Raw genomic sequence first — 15355 nt, forward strand, 5'->3', positions numbered from 1 at the left:
GCGGGACCGGGCGTCCGGTCCCGCGGCCCCGGCCGGCGGGAGCCCGTCCGGCGGGGCGGAGCTGCCGGGGCGGGGCTCAGGCGGGGCGGGGGCTCAGTTGGCGTGCAGGGCCGCGTTGAGCTCCACGGTACGGCCGGCGCGCGGCAGCACCTCGACCGCGCCGCTGAGCGAGTTGCGGCGGAACAGCAGGTTCGGGACCCCGGAGAGCTCCGAGGCCTTCGCCGTGGACTGCGCCCCGTCGGCGAGCACGCTCACCCGCGTGCCGGCGGTGACGTAGAGGCCGGCCTCGACCACGCAGTCGTCGCCGAGGGAGATGCCCACCCCGGAGTTCGCCCCGAGGAGCACGCGCTCGCCCACGGTGATCCGCTCCTTGCCGCCGCCGGAGAGGGTGCCCATGATGGACGCGCCGCCGCCGACGTCCGTGGCGTCGCCCACGACCACGCCGGCGCTGATCCGGCCCTCGACCATGGACTGCCCGAGGGTCCCGGCGTTGAAGTTCACGAAGCCCTCGTGCATCACCGTGGTGCCGGGGGCCAGGTGGGCGCCGAGCCGGATCCGGTTGGCGTCGCCGATCCGCACGCCCGAGGGCACCACGTAGTCCACCATCCGCGGGAACTTGTCGACGCTGTGCACGGTCACGTGCCCGCCGGTGGCCTTCATCCGCAGCAGGGCCAGGGTGAGCTCCTCGGCGAGCACGGGGCCGCGGTCGGTCCAGGCGACGTTGGCGAGCAGGCCGAACACCCCGTCGAGGTTCACGGTGTTGGGCCGCACGAGGCGGTGGGAGAGCAGGTGCAGGCGCAGGTACGCGTCGGCGGCGTCGGCGGGGGCGGCGTCGAGGTCGACGACCGTCTCGACGAGCTCGCTGCGGACGTTGCGGTCCGCGTCGGCGGTGGCCGCCAGCCGCAGGTCGGCGTCGAGGGAGGTGTCGACCGCGTCGGACAGGGCCGGGGAGGGGTACCAGACGTCGAGGACGGTGCCCTCCTGGGGGCCGGAGGCCACGACGGTGGCCAGGCCCAGACCGGAGGCGGGACGGCCGGGGGCCGGGCGGCCGGCGGCGGTGCGAGAGGTGGGAGAAGTCATGGCGCCCATCCTACGGGGGGAGCCGGAGCCCGGCCGAGCCGGGCCCGGGGACCCCGCCGCTATGCTGGCAGCCATGATCGCACCCGACCTCGACCTCGCCGCGGACCCTGCCGAGCTCACGGCCGCCCTCATCGACCTGGAGTCCGTCTCCGGCGGCGAGGGGCCCATCGCCGACGCCGTGGAGGCCGCGCTGCGCCGACTCCCGCACCTGACGGTGCACCGGGACGGGGACGCCGTGGTCGCCCGCACCGAGCTGGGCCGGAAGGAGCGGGTGGTGCTCGCCGGGCACCTCGACACCGTGCCCCTGCCCGCCGTGCCCGGCGCCCGCGGGACCGTGCCCTCGTCGTGGGAGGACGCCGGCGGCCGCCGGGTGCTCTACGGCCGCGGGGCCACCGACATGAAGGGTGGCGTGGCCGTCCAGCTCGCGCTCGCGGCGGCCCTGACCGCGCCCGGCCGGGACGTCAGCTACGTCTTCTACGACCACGAGGAGGTCGACGCCGCGGCCAGCGGCCTGGGGCGGCTGCAGCGCAACGCCCCGGAGCTGCTCGAGGCGGACTTCGCGGTGCTGCTCGAGCCCACGGACGGGACGGTGGAGGGCGGGTGCAACGGCACGATGCGCTTCCGGATCACCACCACCGGGCGGGCGGCCCACTCGGGGCGGTCCTGGATCGGGGAGAACGCCATCCACAAGCAGGCCGACGTCCTGGCCCGCCTGGCCGCCTACACCCCGCGCACGATCACCGTGGAGGGCCTGGACTACCGGGAGGGCCTCAACGCGATCCGGATCGGCGGCGGCGTGGCCGGCAACGTCGTCCCGGACACCGCCCACGTGGAGGTCAACTACCGCTTCGCCCCGGACAAGACCCCGGAGGAGGCCGTCGCCCACGTCCGGGAGGTCTTCGCCGGCTACGAGCTGGAGGTCACCGACCTCTCGGCCGCGGCCCGCCCCGGCCTGGACCGCCCCGCCGCCGCGGCGTTCGTGGCCGCGGTGGGCCAGGAGCCGAAGCCGAAGTACGGCTGGACCGACGTGGCCCGCTTCTCCGCGATGGGGGTGCCGGCGGTGAACTTCGGCCCCGGCGACGCCCTGCTCGCCCACACCGACGACGAGCACGTCAGCGCCGACGCCGTGCGGGAGTGCTACCGGGCCCTCGCCGCGTGGCTCACCGGCTGAGCGGGTCCCCGACGGCGGCCTCCTCGGCGGCGAGGGGGCCCTCGGCCGGCTTGGTGGAGCCTCCCGTGCGGTAGCTGAGGAACCGGGAGAGCCACGCCGCCAGCAGCGTCAGCAGGTAGTTGATCAGCACGAAGACCAGGGCCACGACGAACAGCGTCTGGAGGATGTTGCCGTCCCCCGAGCCCAGGCGCCGCCCGCTGGCGAGCAGCTCGGGGTAGGTGATGATGTAGCCCAGGGCCGTGTCCTTGAGGATGACCACGAACTGGCTGACCAGCGAGGGCAGCATGGCCGTCAGCGCCTGGGGGAGCTCGATCAGGCGCAGCGAGCGGGACGGCGTGAGCCCGATGACGAGCCCGGCCTCCCGCTGCCCCTTCGGCAGCTGGTGGACGCCGGAGCGGATCAGCTCGGCGATCACGGACCCGTTGTAGAACATCAGCCCGAGGACCACCGCCCAGAAGGGCACGTTCGACGGCTCGACGAGCCCCGCCCGCCCGATGCCCAGGTAGAAGAAGATCATCATCACGAGCACCGGGACGGCGCGGAAGAACTCCACGACCACGGTGGAGACCCACCGGACGGGCCCGAGCTGGGAGAGCCGGCCGAGCCCGAAGACCAGGCCGAAGGCGATGGAGAGGACCACGGCCAGCAGCGCCGCCCGCAGGGTGTCCCACAGGCCCGGGAGCAGGAAGTTCTCCCAGGCGCGCGCGGTCAGCAGCGGGGTCCACTTCTCGGCGTCGAGCTGGCCCTTCTCGGCGAGCTCGCCCAGCACGATCCAGGCGAGGGCCGCCGCGAGCAGCACGCCGAGCACGTTGAGCGCCGCGCTGATCCGCCGGCCGCGGGGTCCTTGGACGTCGAAGAGGACGTTCTGGGTCTTGGCCATCAGCGCTTCACCGCCAGTTTCCGGGAGGCCCAGGTGGTGAGCAGGCCCACCGGGACCACGATGAGGACGAAGCCGAGGGCGACCACCAGGAAGATCGCGACGATCACGTCCGGGCGGAACTCGATCATGGTCTTCATGAGCGAGGAGATCTCGGTGACCGACGCGGCCGCGGCCACCGTCGTGTTCTTCGTCAGGGCGATCAGGGTGTTGCCGAGCGGCGTGACGGCCCCCCGCAGCGCCTGCGGGAAGATGATCAGCCGGGCGGCGGGCAGGAAGGACAGGCCGATGGCCCGGGCGGCCTCGGCCTGGCCGGCCGGGACGGTGTTGACCCCGGAGCGGATGGCCTCGCAGACGAAGGCCGCGTGGTAGAGGCTCAGGCCGATGACCGCCCAGGTGAAGAAGTTCTGGTCGAAGTCGCCGGAGAGGTTGATCCCCAGCTGGCTCCACACCCCCAGGACCAGGAACACGAGGATGATGGTCAGCGGGGTGTTGCGGAACAGGTTCACGTACCCGGTGCCCAGCAGCCGCAGCGACGCGATGGGGGAGATGCGCATCAGCGCGATCAGCCCGCCCAGGACGGCCGAGCCGATGGCGGCCCAGAACGTCAGCCGGAGGTTGACCCAGAACGCGGCCAGGACGTCGAACTGCTCGAACAGGCTGGCGAAGTCTGCCAGGTAGTCGCTCACGGGAGCTCCCGGGGATCGGGGTGGTGCTGGGTCACGCGAGGGCCCTTCGTCGTGGATCGGTCGGTGTGCTGCGGGGGCGCGCCTCCCGTGGCCGGCCGGAACCGGCCGGCCACGGGCTCACGCGTCCGTGGTCACTCGCCGCAGGGCTCGGGCTCCGGCGGGTTCAGCTCCGCGTTGAACGAGTAGTCGGCCCCCTCCGTGTTGGCGGTGACCGCCTCCTCCCAGGCGCCCTCCTCGACCATCTTGGTGATGGCCTCGTTGACGGCCTCGCACTGGTCGGAGCCCTGGGGCAGGCCCACGCCGTAGCGCTCCTCGGAGAAGGTGTTGCCCACCACCTTGAACTTGCCCTGGTTGGCCTCGGTCGCGGCCAGGCCCGCGAGGATGATGTCGTCCGTGGTCACGGCGTCCACCTGGCCGGACTCCAGCGCGGTGAGGCAGTCGGCGTAGCCGGGCTGCTCGACGAGGTTGGCGCCGGGCTGGTCCTCCTTGACCTTCTGCGCGGAGGTGGAGCCCGTCACCGAGCACAGGTTCTTGCCCTCGAGGTCGTCCGGGCCGGTGATCGAGGTGTCGTCGGTGCGCACCAGCAGGTCCTGGCCGGCCACGAAGTAGGGGCCGGCGAAGTCCACGGTCTGGTCGCGCTCCTCGGTGATCGAGTAGGTCGCGAAGATCATGTCCACCTGGTCGTTGGAGAGCATGTTCTCGCGGTTGGCCGAGGGGGACTCGACCCACTCGATCTGGTCCTCCGAGTAGCCGAGCTCGGTGGCGACGTACTTCGCGACGTCGACGTCGAAGCCGGTGTACTCGTCCCCGTCCCGGAAGCCGAGGCCCGGCTGGTCGTACTTGATGCCGATCCGGACGGACTCGCCGGACCCGCCGGTCTCCCCGCCGCCGGCCTGCTCTTCGCCGCCGCCGCACGCGGTGAGGGTCAGGGCCGCGGCCGCGGCCATCGCGGCGAGTCCGAGGGGCTTGGTGTTGCGCATGGTCTGCTCCTTGCAGTCGGGGTGGTGACGTTCGGTTCGGAGGGGCGGTGGACGGTCAGTGGCCGAGGATCTTGCCCAGGAAGTCCTGGGCGCGCGCGGAGCGCGGACGGGTGAAGAACTCCTCGGGGGTGTTCTCCTCGACGATCTGCCCGTCGGCCATGAACACGACGCGGTCGGCGGCCCTGCGGGCGAAGCCCATCTCGTGGGTCACCACGATCATCGTCATCCCCTGGCGGGCCAGGGCCACCATGGTGTCGAGCACCTCGTTGATCATCTCGGGGTCGAGGGCGGAGGTCGGCTCGTCGAAGAGCATGACCTTCGGCTCCATGGCCAGGGCGCGGGCGATCGCCACGCGCTGCTGCTGGCCGCCGGAGAGCTGCGCCGGCAGCTTCTCGGCCTGGTTCGCCACGCCCACCCGGGTCAGCAGCTCCATCGCCCGCTGCTTCGCCTCGGCCGCCGAGCGGCCCCGGACCTTCACGGGCCCCAGGGTCACGTTCTGCAGGACCGACTTGTGGGCGAAGAGGTTGAACGACTGGAAGACCATGCCCACGTCCGCCCGCAGCCTCGCGAGGGCCTTGCCCTCCTCGGGCAGCCGCTTGCCGTCGATGAGGATCTCCCCGTCGTCGATGCTCTCGAGCCGGTTGATCGCGCGGCACAGGGTCGACTTCCCGGACCCGGACGGGCCGATCACCACGACGACCTCGCCGCGGCGCACCTCCAGGTTGATGTCCCGGAGCACGTGGAGGTCCCCGAAGTGCTTGTTGACGTGCGACATGCGGACCAGGGCCTCGCCCGTGCCGGGCGCGGCGGCGGACGGTGCGGCGGCCGGCGGAGTGGCGTGTGACATACCGGAAAGATAGCCCAGATTTCTTCCGTGTGATGGCGAACACGTTGCGGGCACGTTAAATGCGTACCCATCCGTAGGAATGTTTCGCCGGCGGGCGCCCGCGCAGTCGCCGGGCGGTGCGGGCGCGGCGCATAGCCTGGTGCCATGACCGAACTCTTCGTGGTGCTGACCGGCCTGGTCCTGCTGCTGACCGTCTCGGGCGTCGTCCTGCTCGGCCGCGACCGGCTCTCCGCCTGGACCGCTCCCGCCCGGGACGGGATCCGCGCCGAGCGCGCCCCGGACGCCCCGCTCGTGCTGCCCGAGATGATGACGCGCGAGGACGTCGGGCGGATCGCCTTCTCCGTCCGGCGCCGCGGCTACGACCCCGGGGAGGTGCACGCCGTGCTCGAGCGCCTCGCCCGGCAGCTGCCGGACCGGGACCCCGGATCCGCTCCGGCGCGGGGAGCGTGAGCTCCCGGCTGGCCGCCGCCCCCTGGTGGGTGCAGACAGCGCTCGTCTGGGCGGCCTCCCGGGTGTGGGCGTGGGCCGTGTTCACCACGGTGGGGCGCCAGCAGGGCCCCGGCCCGTGGGGGGACGGCGCCCTGGGCTACCTCGCCTTCACCGGCATCTGGGACTCGGACTGGTACGAGCGGATCGCCCGGGAGGGCTACCCGGAGTCCGTGCCGCGGGACGAGGCCGGGCGCGCCCAGGAGAACGCCTGGGCGTTCTACCCGGTCTTCCCGCTGCTCGTCCGGGCGCTGACAGGGCTCACCGGAGCCGGCTGGGACGCCGCGGCCTCGGCGGTGTCCCTGGCCGCGAGCCTCGCGGCGGCGCTGCTCGTCCACCGGCTCTTCCTCCGGTATGCCGCCCCCGACACGGCCCTGTGGGGCCTGGCGTTCGTGGCGTTCAACCCGGTGGCCCCGGTGCTGCAGGTGCCCTACGCCGAGTCCCTGCACCTGGCGCTGCTGGCCGGGGCCCTCCTGTTGGTGTCCCGGGGCCGCTACCTCGCGGCGGCCCCGGTGGTGCTCGTCATGTGCCTGACCCGCCCGGCGGGCGTGCCCTTCGCGGCCGCCCTCGGGATCACCTGGCTCGTGCGCACCGCGGCCCGGCACCGGGACGGGCGGCTGCACCGGGCGGCCGACGCGTTCGACGGGCTGTTCGCCCTTGCGGTGTTCTCCTGCGCCGCCGCCCTCGCCTGGCCGGCGATCGCCTGGTGGGTCACGGGGGAGCCGACGGCGTACACCGAGACGGAGACGGCCTGGCGGGGCGGCGGGCTGGTCCCGGTGGTCCCGTGGTTCGACGCCGGGACGGACCTCTTCGGCCCGGTCGCCGGACTCGCCGCACCGGTGCTGCTGGTGGCGGGCGGTGTCCTGGTGCTGCGCTCGCGGGTGGTGCGCGAGCGGCTGGACCTGCTCACCCGGGTGTGGCTGGCCGGCTACGCCGGCTACCTGCTGCTGTTCCTGCACCCGCAGACCAGCACCTTCCGGCTGCTGCTGCCGCTGTTCCCGCTCGCGCTGCCGCTGGCCGCGGTCTCGGACTCGCGCGCCTACCGGGTCGCGTGCGTGCTCTCCGGCGCCGTGCTCCAGCTGGTCTGGGTCGGCTGGCTGTGGCACTGGAAGCAGCTGCCCGGGGGCGGGGACTATCCGCCGTGAGCCGCTTCCGGGGTGCACCGGCGCGCGCCGTCCCGGCTCCGGACCGGCCCCGTCCTGTGCCGTCCGGGTCCACGGCGGCGGCTCGGATAGGATGTGGAGAACACCAACTGAGGAAGAGGAGTTCCCACATGGCGGCCATGAAGCCGAGAACCGGTGACGGACCGATGGAGGTCACCAAGGAGGGGCGCAGCCTCATCATGCGCGTGCCGCTCGAGGGTGGCGGCCGGCTCGTGGTCGAGCTGAAGCCGGGCGAGGCCGCGGAGCTCAAGGAGTGCCTGGCCGGCGTGACCGAGTGACGTCCCGCCCGGTGCGGTCCTGTTCGGTGCGGCCCCGTCCGGGGAACTCCGGCGGGAGGCTTCCTCTCCGGGGGCCGCGTCAGCGGCGGACGGCGAGGAGCAGGCCCGAGCCGGTGGTGAGCAGCGCGGTGCTGAAGCGCTCGTCGTCCCGGAACAGCCGGTGCACGGCCCGCATGGTCCGGGTGTTCTCCTCGCGGTTGGCCGGCTGCGCCACCTTGTCCTGGTGCAGGGCGTCGTTGACCACCAGCAGCCCGCCGGGACGCAGCAGCCGCACCGCCTCCTCGGCGTAGCCCAGGGTCCCCTCGGAGTCCGCGTCGAGGAACACGAGGTCGTAGGCCCCGGCGCTGAGCCGGGGCAGCACCAGGGAGGCGCGACCGGGGATGGTGCGGGTCCGGCTCGTGGGCACCCCGGCCTCCCGGAAGGTGTCCCGCGCCGCGCGCAGGGCCCGGATGTCGGAGTCGATGGTCGTCAGCACGGACGCGGCGGGCAGCCCGCGCAGCAGCGCGAGCCCGGAGACCCCGGCCCCGGTGCCCACCTCCACGACGGTGGCGGGCCGCGCCGACGCGGCGAGCACCGTCAGGGCGGCGGCCGTGCCCGGGGTGACCGGCGGGACGCGCAGGGCGAGGGACCGCTCCCGGGCGCGGTAGGCGAGCTCGTCCTCCACGGCGAACGCCTCGGCGTACGACCAGCTCGTCGTCTTGTCCGCGCCCATGTTCCGCCCTTCGTCGCTGTGGTCAATGCGCGTCATCCTACCGGCTGGGTCCCCGCGCCCGGCCATCGTCCAGTCCGCGCCCAGCTTGCCCGCCGATCATGGGACCGACGCCGCGCCCCGCGCCGGCTCCGCCCACCCGCCCCGCACGAAGGAGCCCCGATGCCCCGCCCGGACCGCGCCGCCCCGGTGCCGGCCCGCCCCCGCAGCAACGCGGTGCCGGTGGCCGCCGCGACCGTCAGCGCGGTGCTCACCCTGCTGCTGGGCTCCGGCTACGCGGTCGGGCGCTCCGTCGTGGCGGAGTCCGTGGCGTCCGCGGGTCCCGCGGAGCAGGTCCCGGTCTCGGCGTGGCACGGCACCGGCGGGGTGCTGCACGCGGACGAGGCGTCCGCGGACCGCTGGCGCGCGGAGGGCTGGACGCTGCCCACCCTCGCCGCGGACGGCTACCAGGTGCTCTCCATGGCCCGCGACACCCGCTCCGGCCACCCGGTGGTGGAGGTGCGGCTGCAGCGCGGCGAGGAGCTCGTCGTCGTGGTCGAGCAGCGCGGCGGGATCGACCGGGAGAACCCCATGGACGGGATCACCGGGCTGCCCGTGAGCGCCGAGGGGCTGAGGCCCTCCCCGGTCGAGGGCGTCCCGCTCTGGCTGGAGGCCGGCCCGCCGTGGCGGGTGGTGCTCGTGGGCGAGGACGTGGTGTACACGGTCACGGGGGACAGCGGCCCGTCCGCGATGGCCCGCACCGTCCACCACGTCCTGGCCGACGAGCTCAGCCGGGTGGCCGAGCCCGCCGCGGAGGATCCCGGCGTGGCCGAGACGGTGGCCGCCGGGCTGCGCCGGATCTTCGGCTGACCCGGCCGGCCCCTCCCGACTGGTAAAATTCCATCCTGTGCTCGGCATCAACGGCGGCGAAGCGATCATCCTGGTGCTCCTTGCCCTGTTCATCATCGGGCCGGAGCGGCTGCCGGAGTACGCGGAGAAGCTCAAGGAGCTCGTCAAGGCGGCCAAGCGCTACGCCACCGGCGCCACGGAGGAGCTCAAGGAGACCCTCGGGCCGGAGATCGCCGACGTGGACTGGCGCCGGCTGGACCCCCGCCAGTACGACCCCCGCACCATCGTGCGCCAGGCCCTGCTGGAGGACGACGAGCCGGCCCGGCCGGCCCCGCAGCGCAGCACGCCCCCGCTGACCCGGCTGGCGCCCGGGGAGCGCGCCCCCTTCGACACCGAGGCGACCTGAGCCACCCGTTCGGGACGACCAGAGCCACCCGTGCGGGACGACCGGCTCCGGGAGGCCGGCGGGCGCGGAGCGGTCAGCGGGGACCGAGGCCGAGCGGGCGGCCGGCCAGCCCGAGCGGCCGGGAGCCCAGCACGTCGGCCACCCCGCGCAGCGCCGCCGCCGCGGGCGAGTCCGGGGCCGACCACACCACCGGCCGGCCCGTGTCCCCGCCCTCCCGGAGGGCGACGTCGAGGGGCACGCCCCCGAGCAGCGGCACCTCGTAGCCGAGCCGGCGGGTCAGCGACTCCGCGATCCGGGCGCCGCCGCCGGCCCCGAACAGCTCGAGCACGCTGCCGTCCGGCATGGGCATGCCCGCCATGTTCTCGATCACCCCGGCCACCGTCTGACCGGTCTGCACGGCCAGGGCCCCGGAGCGCTCGGCCACCTCGATCGCGGCCTGCTGGGGGGTGGAGACGACCAGCACCTCGGCGGTGGGCAGCAGCTGGGCCACGGAGATCGCGACGTCCCCCGTGCCCGGCGGGAGGTCGAGGAAGAGGTGGTCCAGGTCCCCGAAGTGCACGTCCGTGAGGAACTGCTCGACCGCCCGGTGCAGCATGGGCCCGCGCCAGGCGACCGGCTGGTCCGGGTCCACGAACATCCCGATCGAGATGACCTTGAGCGCCCCGGCGCGGCCGGTGTCCTGCCGGGCGGCCGCGGGGACCTCCACCACCGGGGGCAGGATCATGTCCCCCACCTGGGTGGGGGACCGGTCGATGCCCAGCAGCCCCGGGACGGAGAAGCCGTGGACGTCCGCGTCCACGATCCCCACGGACCGGCCCCGGGCGGCCAGCGCGGCGGCGAGGTTCACGGTGACGGTCGACTTGCCGACCCCGCCCTTGCCGCTGGTCACGGCGTGCACCCGGGTCAGGGAGGACGGGTCGTTGAAGGGCACGGTCCGGGTGTGGCCCACCCGCTCCTTGAGCGCGGTGCGCTGCTCGGCCGTCATCACCCCGACCTCCACCGCCACGGAGCGCACGCCCGCCACGGTGGACACGGCCTCCCGGACGTCGTGCTCGATGGTCGAGCGCAGGGGGCAGCCGCTGATCGTCAGCAGCACGTGCACCGCGGCGCGGCCGGCGTCGTCGAGGGCGGCGGAGCGGATCATCCCGAGCTCGGTCACAGGCCGGCGCAGCTCGGGGTCGAGCACGCGGTCCAGGGCCGCGCGCAGCGCGGGGTGCAGGTCCTCGGGGGCGAGGACGTCCTCGGCACGGGGGTCAGACACGGGGGATTCCTCTGGTCTCGGGGGCGGGGACGCGGTCGAGGCTCCTGCTCCGGCGGCGGGGGCCCCTGCGCGGGTGCGCAGCCGGCTCGTCGGCGTCCGGCGCGTCCTCCTGCGCCTCGAGGAGCTCCTCGAGCACCGAGCGCAGCTCGGAGCGCACGAAGTCGCGGGTGGCGACCTCCCGCAGCGCGATCCGCAGCGACGCGATCTCCCGGGTCAGGTACTCGGTGTCGGCCAGGTTCTGCTGCGCCCGGCGCCGGTCCTCCTCCTGGGTCACCCGGTCCCGGTCGTCCTGCCGGTTCTGCGCCAGCAGCAGCAGCGGCGCGGCGTAGGAGGCCTGCAGGGACAGCATCAGCGTCAGCAGCGTGAAGTTCAGGGCCCGGGAGTCGAACTGCAGCTCCCGCGGGGCCAGGGTGTTCCAGCCCAGCCACAGCGTCACCAGCACCGTCATCCAGAACAGGAACTGGGGCGTGCCCATGAACCGGGCGAAGCCCTCCGTCCACTTGCCGAACGCGTCCGGGTTCGGCCGGAACCGGTCCAGCAGCCCGGGCCGGTGCTCCCGGGGCTGGTCCAGTGCGTTGACGCGGGCGCGCCGGGCCTCCCGCTCACTCATACCGCTTGCCCACCTTCCGGATCGGGGTGCCGTCGTCGGCGGTGCGCCAGTCCTCGGGCAGCAGGGCGTCGAGGACGTCGTCGATCGTGATCGCCCCCACCACCCGGTCGTGGTCGTTGACCACGGGGATGATGGTCAGGTCGTAGGTCGCCAGCTCGCGGGCGACGTCCTGCAGGGAGGCGAGGTCGGAGACCGGCTCGAGCGAGCGGTCGATCAGGTTGCCCACGGCCTCGGGCGGCGGATAGCGCAGCAGCTTCTGGGTGTGCACCATGCCCAGGTACTTGCCGGTGGGGGTCTCCAGCGGCGGGCGGGAGACGATCACGGCCGCCGCGACCGCGGGGCTGAGCTCCTCCTGCCGGATGTGCGCGAGGGCCTCGGCCACGGTGGCCTCCGGCGGCAGGATGATGGGCACGGGCGTCATCAGCGAGCCGGCCGTGCCCTCCTCGTACTCCAGCAGGCGCCGGACGTCCTCGGCGTCCTCGGGCTGCATCAGGGCGAGCAGCTCCTCCGCCTGGGCGTCGGGCAGCTCGTTGAGCAGGTCGGCGGCGTCGTCGGGCTCCATCTCCTCGAGCACCGTGGCCGCGCGGTCCCGCGCCATGTTGGTGAGGATGTAGACCTGGTCCTCCTCCGGGAGCTCCTCGAGGACGTCGGCGAGCCGGTCGTCCTGCAGCTCGTGGGCGATCTCGAGCATGCGCTTGGCCGACATGTCGTGGATCTCGTCGGCGAGGTCGGCGGGCTGCTGCTCCTCGTGGGAGGCCACCCACTGGGTGGCCGGCTGGTGGCCCGCGGCGGACGGGTCCCCGGCGTCCTCCCAGTCGATGATCAGCGTCTCGTTGCGCCGGCGCATCAGGCCCCCGCCGGTGCCGGTGCGGCGGACGAAGAGCTGGGTGATCAGCCAGTCGCCGGTGTTGCGCTTGCGCTCCATGGCCATGTCCTCGACCGTGGCCTCCCCGGAGCCGTCGCGCAGCACCACGGTGCGGTCGAAGACCTCGCCCACGGCCAGGGTCTCCGCGCCGCGCTGCTCGAAGCGGCGCAGGTTGACGAGCCCCGTGCTGATGATCTTGTCCGCGTCGATGCTGGTCACCCGGGTCATGGGCACGAACACGCGCTTCTTGCCGAGGACCTCCACCACGAGGCCCACCACGAGGGGGCGGCGGGAGGAGCGCCCGTACCGGGCGCTGCCGCGCATCAGCACGACGACGTCGCGCAGCCGGCCCAGACGGTCCCCCAGGGGGTCGAAGACGTCGAGGCCGACCAGGCGCGCGATGAAGATCTTGTCGATGTTGCTGCTCACCGTACAAGACTACCCACCGGGTCCACGGGGCCCGATCCGGCCGGGGCGGGACCGGGGGCGCCGGGCATGGGGGAGAATGGGACCATGAGCACGCCACGGTCCCTGCCCCCCGCCAGCCCCGCCGTCCGCGGCCTGCCCCGCGGTGAGGTGATCGGCCGCTACGGCACCTACGCCGACGCCCAGAAGGCCGTGGACCACCTCGCCGACGAGCAGTTCGAGGTGGACCGGATCGCGATCGTCGGCAACGACCTGAAGTCCGTGGAGCAGGTGACCGGCCGGCTGAGCTATCCGAGGGTCGCCGGCCAGGGCGCGCTCAACGGCATGGTCTTCGGCGCCTTCCTCGGGATGATCCTCTCCCTGCTCGCCGGCGGCGAGTGGGTGTCCTCCCTGCTGGTGTCGGTGCTGCTCGGCGGGGCGTTCTGGATGCTGCTGGCCACGGTGACCTACGCGATGCAGCGCGGCAAGCGGGACTTCACCTCCACCAACCAGATCGTCGCCACCTCCTACGACGTCGTGGCCGCCCCGGAGGTGGCCCAGCGCGCCCGGCAGGTGCTGCAGGGGCTGCGCGGCCTGCAGAGCCTGCCGCTGGGCGGCTCCTTCCGGCCCGGCCCCGCCCAGGGCCCGGTGCACGGCCGGCATCCGCAGGGCCCGGGCGCACCGGGGGCCCCGTGGCAGCGTCCGGCCTACGGCGCCCCGGCCGCTCAGCAGGGCCCCGGGCAGGAGGGCGCCGCTCCGCAGGGCACCGCACCGCAGGGCCCCGCGGACCCGGTCCCCGGGCAGCGGGCCGAGGAGCCGGCGCCCGGGCGCTCCGCCGCCTTCGAGGACCTCCCCGACGGGCGGCCCCAGTACGGCATCCGCCTCCCGGCCGGGGAGCCCGCCCGCCGCGACGCCGGGCCGGACGGGCGCGGGGCCGCCCCGGGGAGCGGACCCGGCGAGCCGTCCGCCGGCGGGAGCACCGCGGCCGACGACCCCCGCTGACGAACGGGAGGCCCGCCCGCGGCGTCGGCTCCGGCGGGAGGACCCCCGCCGGAGCGCGGCCGCTCAGCTCGGGTCGACGCCCTCCCGGGCGTGCCACAGGCCCGTCATCCAGGCCTCCACCTCGTCCGGGGTGCGCGGCAGCCCCGAGGAGAGGTTGACGTTGCCGTCCTCGGTGATCAGGACGTCGTCCTCGATCCGCACCCCGATGCCCCGGTACTCCTCCGGCACGGCGAGGTCCTCGGCCTTGAAGTAGAGTCCGGGCTCGATCGTGAACACCATCCCGGGCTCGATCACCCCGTCCACGTACAGCTCCCGCTTGGCCTGCGCGCAGTCGTGCACGTCCAGGCCGAGGTGGTGGCTGGTGCCGTGGGGCATCCAGCGCCGGTGGTGCTGGCCCTCCGCGGACAGCGAGACCTCCGCGGCCACGGGGAGCAGCCCCCAGCTCTCGAGCCGGCGGGCGAGCACCTCCATGGCCGCGGCGTGCACGTCCCGGAAGCGGTTGCCGGGCACCGCGGCGTCGAACGCGGCGTCGGCGGCGTCGAGGACCGCCTGGTAGATCCGCCGCTGGACGTCGGTGTAGCGCCCGTTCACCGGCAGGGTGCGGGTGATGTCGGCGGTGTAGAGCGAGTCGGCCTCCACACCGGCGTCCACGAGGATCAGCTCCCCGGGGATCACCCGGCCGGTGTTGCGGATCCAGTGCAGCACGGTGGCGTTGTTGCCGCACGCCGCGATGGTGTCGTAGCCGAGGTCGTTGCCCTCGGTGCGGGCGCGGGCGAAGAACGCGCCCTCGACCATGCGCTCGCCGCGGTGCCGGTGGCCGGCGGCCGCCGGGAGCACGTGCACGATGTCGGTGAAGCCGGCGATCGTCGCGCGCACGGCCTCGCGCAGCTGCTCGACCTCGTGCTCGTCCTTGACGAGGCGCAGCTCCGAGAGCGCCTCGGTGAGCTCGCCGTCGAGGGCGTCCGAGCTCTCCAGCTCCACACCAGTGTTCATCCGCGAGGTGTCGACCAGGGCGTCGACGTCGAGGTCGACCTCGCGCACCAGCCGGATCCGCACCCCGCCCAGGGCCGCCGGCCCCGCGTTCTTGGTGACGGCGTCCTCGAGCCCGCCCAGGTCCCGGGTGCGCAGCCCGTAGGCGGTGCCCAGCTCCTCCAGGGTCGGGCGGGGCCCCACCCAGAACTCGCCGTTCTTGGCGTCGGCGTAGAACTCCTTGGAGTCGCGCCCGGCCATCGGGTGGAAGTACAGGGTGGCCTCGTGCCCGCCGCCGTCGTCCCCGTGGCCCTCCGCCACGGGCTCGAGCACCAGGACGGCGTCCGGCTCGTGGTCCACGCCGAGACCCGTGAGGTGGGCGAAGGCCGAGTGCGGGCGGAAGCGGTAGTCCGTGTCGTTGGAGCGGACCTTCAGCGGCCCGGCGGGCAGCACGAGCCGCTCGCCGGGGAACCGCTCGGAGATCCGCCGGCGCCGCCGGGCGGCGAAGTCGGCCACCGGCTCCCGCTCGGTCCCGGCCGGTTCCGGGTCGGCCCACTGGGAGGCCATGAACTGCTGGAAGGCGGGGGAGTCGGGCCGCTGCGACCGGTTCTCGACCCGGTCGGCGAGCGGCTGGTCGGCATCCTGGGGTGTGCTGCTGTGCTCTGTCATGGTTCCTTTCCTCGTCTCGTCCGTCTCATCGTGCCACGGCGGGCCGCGGCCCGTCCCCGC

At 74.1% G+C, this 15355-nt stretch carries 17 protein-coding genes; 7 read left to right on the plus strand and 10 right to left on the minus strand.

Annotation, left to right across the window (positions count from 1 at the left end; genetic code table 11):
• Nucleotides 1-93: 93 nt before the first annotated feature.
• Nucleotides 94-1080 (minus strand): 2,3,4,5-tetrahydropyridine-2,6-dicarboxylate N-succinyltransferase, encoded by a 987-nt coding sequence (gene dapD, locus ACWCOM_RS10165; protein ID WP_454548629.1) that lies wholly within the window; start codon nucleotides 1078-1080, stop codon nucleotides 94-96.
• Nucleotides 1081-1141: 61 nt separating this feature from the next.
• Between dapD and dapE the strand changes: the two genes are divergently transcribed.
• Complete coding sequence (dapE, locus tag ACWCOM_RS10170) at nucleotides 1142-2251, plus strand: succinyl-diaminopimelate desuccinylase (protein ID WP_454548630.1); 1110 nt, start codon at nucleotides 1142-1144, stop codon at nucleotides 2249-2251.
• Here the strand turns inward: dapE and ACWCOM_RS10175 are convergent.
• The 4 genes from ACWCOM_RS10175 to ACWCOM_RS10190 form a co-directional block, all read right to left on the minus strand.
• Nucleotides 2241-3131 carry an amino acid ABC transporter permease gene (locus ACWCOM_RS10175; RefSeq protein ID WP_454548631.1) on the minus strand — a complete coding sequence of 297 codons (891 nt, stop codon included), beginning with the start codon at nucleotides 3129-3131 and terminating at the stop codon, nucleotides 2241-2243. The two genes, dapE and ACWCOM_RS10175, sit on opposite strands and share 11 nt — an antisense overlap.
• Complete coding sequence (locus ACWCOM_RS10180; RefSeq protein WP_454548632.1) at nucleotides 3131-3817, minus strand: amino acid ABC transporter permease; 687 nt, start codon at nucleotides 3815-3817, stop codon at nucleotides 3131-3133. The genes ACWCOM_RS10175 and ACWCOM_RS10180 overlap by 1 nt, the downstream gene beginning before the upstream one ends.
• A gap of 131 nt (nucleotides 3818-3948) precedes the next feature.
• The gene (locus tag ACWCOM_RS10185; RefSeq protein WP_454548633.1) at nucleotides 3949-4797 is read right to left on the minus strand and encodes a glutamate ABC transporter substrate-binding protein; all 849 of its coding nucleotides are present in this window, start codon (nucleotides 4795-4797) and stop codon (nucleotides 3949-3951) included.
• Nucleotides 4798-4852: 55 nt separating this feature from the next.
• Nucleotides 4853-5572, minus strand: a complete 720-nt coding sequence (locus ACWCOM_RS10190) for an amino acid ABC transporter ATP-binding protein (RefSeq protein ID WP_454548722.1) — start codon at nucleotides 5570-5572, stop codon at nucleotides 4853-4855.
• Nucleotides 5573-5788: 216 nt separating this feature from the next.
• On the opposite strand from ACWCOM_RS10190, the gene ACWCOM_RS10195 reads away from it, so the two are divergent.
• The 3 genes from ACWCOM_RS10195 (at nucleotide 5789) to ACWCOM_RS10205 (ending at nucleotide 7571) form a co-directional block, all read left to right on the plus strand.
• Nucleotides 5789-6094, plus strand: a complete 306-nt coding sequence (locus tag ACWCOM_RS10195) for a DivIVA domain-containing protein (protein WP_454548634.1) — start codon at nucleotides 5789-5791, stop codon at nucleotides 6092-6094.
• On the plus strand, nucleotides 6091-7275 hold the full coding sequence (locus ACWCOM_RS10200) for a hypothetical protein (protein WP_454548635.1): 1185 nt from the start codon (nucleotides 6091-6093) through the stop codon (nucleotides 7273-7275). The genes ACWCOM_RS10195 and ACWCOM_RS10200 overlap by 4 nt, the downstream gene beginning before the upstream one ends.
• Before the next feature lie 128 nt (nucleotides 7276-7403).
• Entirely contained in the window at nucleotides 7404-7571 is a 168-nt protein-coding gene (locus tag ACWCOM_RS10205) for a DUF3117 domain-containing protein (RefSeq protein ID WP_075872508.1), read from the plus strand.
• 79 nt (nucleotides 7572-7650) lie between these two features.
• On the opposite strand, the gene ACWCOM_RS10210 is transcribed toward ACWCOM_RS10205, so the two are convergent.
• Complete coding sequence (locus ACWCOM_RS10210) at nucleotides 7651-8283, minus strand: O-methyltransferase (protein ID WP_454548636.1); 633 nt, start codon at nucleotides 8281-8283, stop codon at nucleotides 7651-7653.
• Nucleotides 8284-8442: 159 nt separating this feature from the next.
• Between ACWCOM_RS10210 and ACWCOM_RS10215 the strand changes: the two genes are divergently transcribed.
• A complete protein-coding gene (locus ACWCOM_RS10215) occupies nucleotides 8443-9129 on the plus strand; it encodes a hypothetical protein (RefSeq protein ID WP_454548637.1) in 687 nt (228 codons plus the stop codon).
• Nucleotides 9130-9166: 37 nt separating this feature from the next.
• The gene (locus ACWCOM_RS10220) at nucleotides 9167-9514 is read left to right on the plus strand and encodes a Sec-independent protein translocase TatB (RefSeq protein ID WP_454548638.1); all 348 of its coding nucleotides are present in this window, start codon (nucleotides 9167-9169) and stop codon (nucleotides 9512-9514) included.
• A 73-nt stretch (nucleotides 9515-9587) separates the two neighbouring features.
• Here ACWCOM_RS10220 and ACWCOM_RS10225 read toward each other — a convergent pair whose 3' ends face one another.
• From ACWCOM_RS10225 to ACWCOM_RS10235, 3 genes are read right to left on the minus strand one after another with little or no spacing between them, the layout of a single operon-like run.
• On the minus strand, nucleotides 9588-10775 hold the full coding sequence (locus ACWCOM_RS10225) for an Mrp/NBP35 family ATP-binding protein (protein WP_454548639.1): 1188 nt from the start codon (nucleotides 10773-10775) through the stop codon (nucleotides 9588-9590).
• Nucleotides 10768-11385: a DUF1003 domain-containing protein gene (locus ACWCOM_RS10230; protein WP_454548640.1), complete on the minus strand. Its 618-nt coding sequence runs from the start codon at nucleotides 11383-11385 to the stop codon at nucleotides 10768-10770. Before ACWCOM_RS10230 ends, ACWCOM_RS10225 begins: the two co-directional genes overlap by 8 nt.
• Nucleotides 11378-12679, minus strand: coding sequence for a magnesium transporter MgtE N-terminal domain-containing protein (locus ACWCOM_RS10235; RefSeq protein WP_454548641.1), 1302 nt, complete (start codon nucleotides 12677-12679; stop codon nucleotides 11378-11380). The genes ACWCOM_RS10230 and ACWCOM_RS10235 overlap by 8 nt, the downstream gene beginning before the upstream one ends.
• An 84-nt stretch (nucleotides 12680-12763) precedes the next feature.
• Between ACWCOM_RS10235 and ACWCOM_RS10240 the strand changes: the two genes are divergently transcribed.
• Nucleotides 12764-13657: a general stress protein gene (locus ACWCOM_RS10240; protein WP_454548642.1), complete on the plus strand. Its 894-nt coding sequence runs from the start codon at nucleotides 12764-12766 to the stop codon at nucleotides 13655-13657.
• Nucleotides 13658-13720: 63 nt separating this feature from the next.
• Here ACWCOM_RS10240 and ACWCOM_RS10245 read toward each other — a convergent pair whose 3' ends face one another.
• A complete protein-coding gene (locus ACWCOM_RS10245) occupies nucleotides 13721-15295 on the minus strand; it encodes an aminopeptidase P family protein (protein WP_454548643.1) in 1575 nt (524 codons plus the stop codon).
• Between the last annotated feature and the right edge of the window lie 60 nt (nucleotides 15296-15355).

Source organism: Kocuria sp. KH4 (assembly GCF_053711175.1).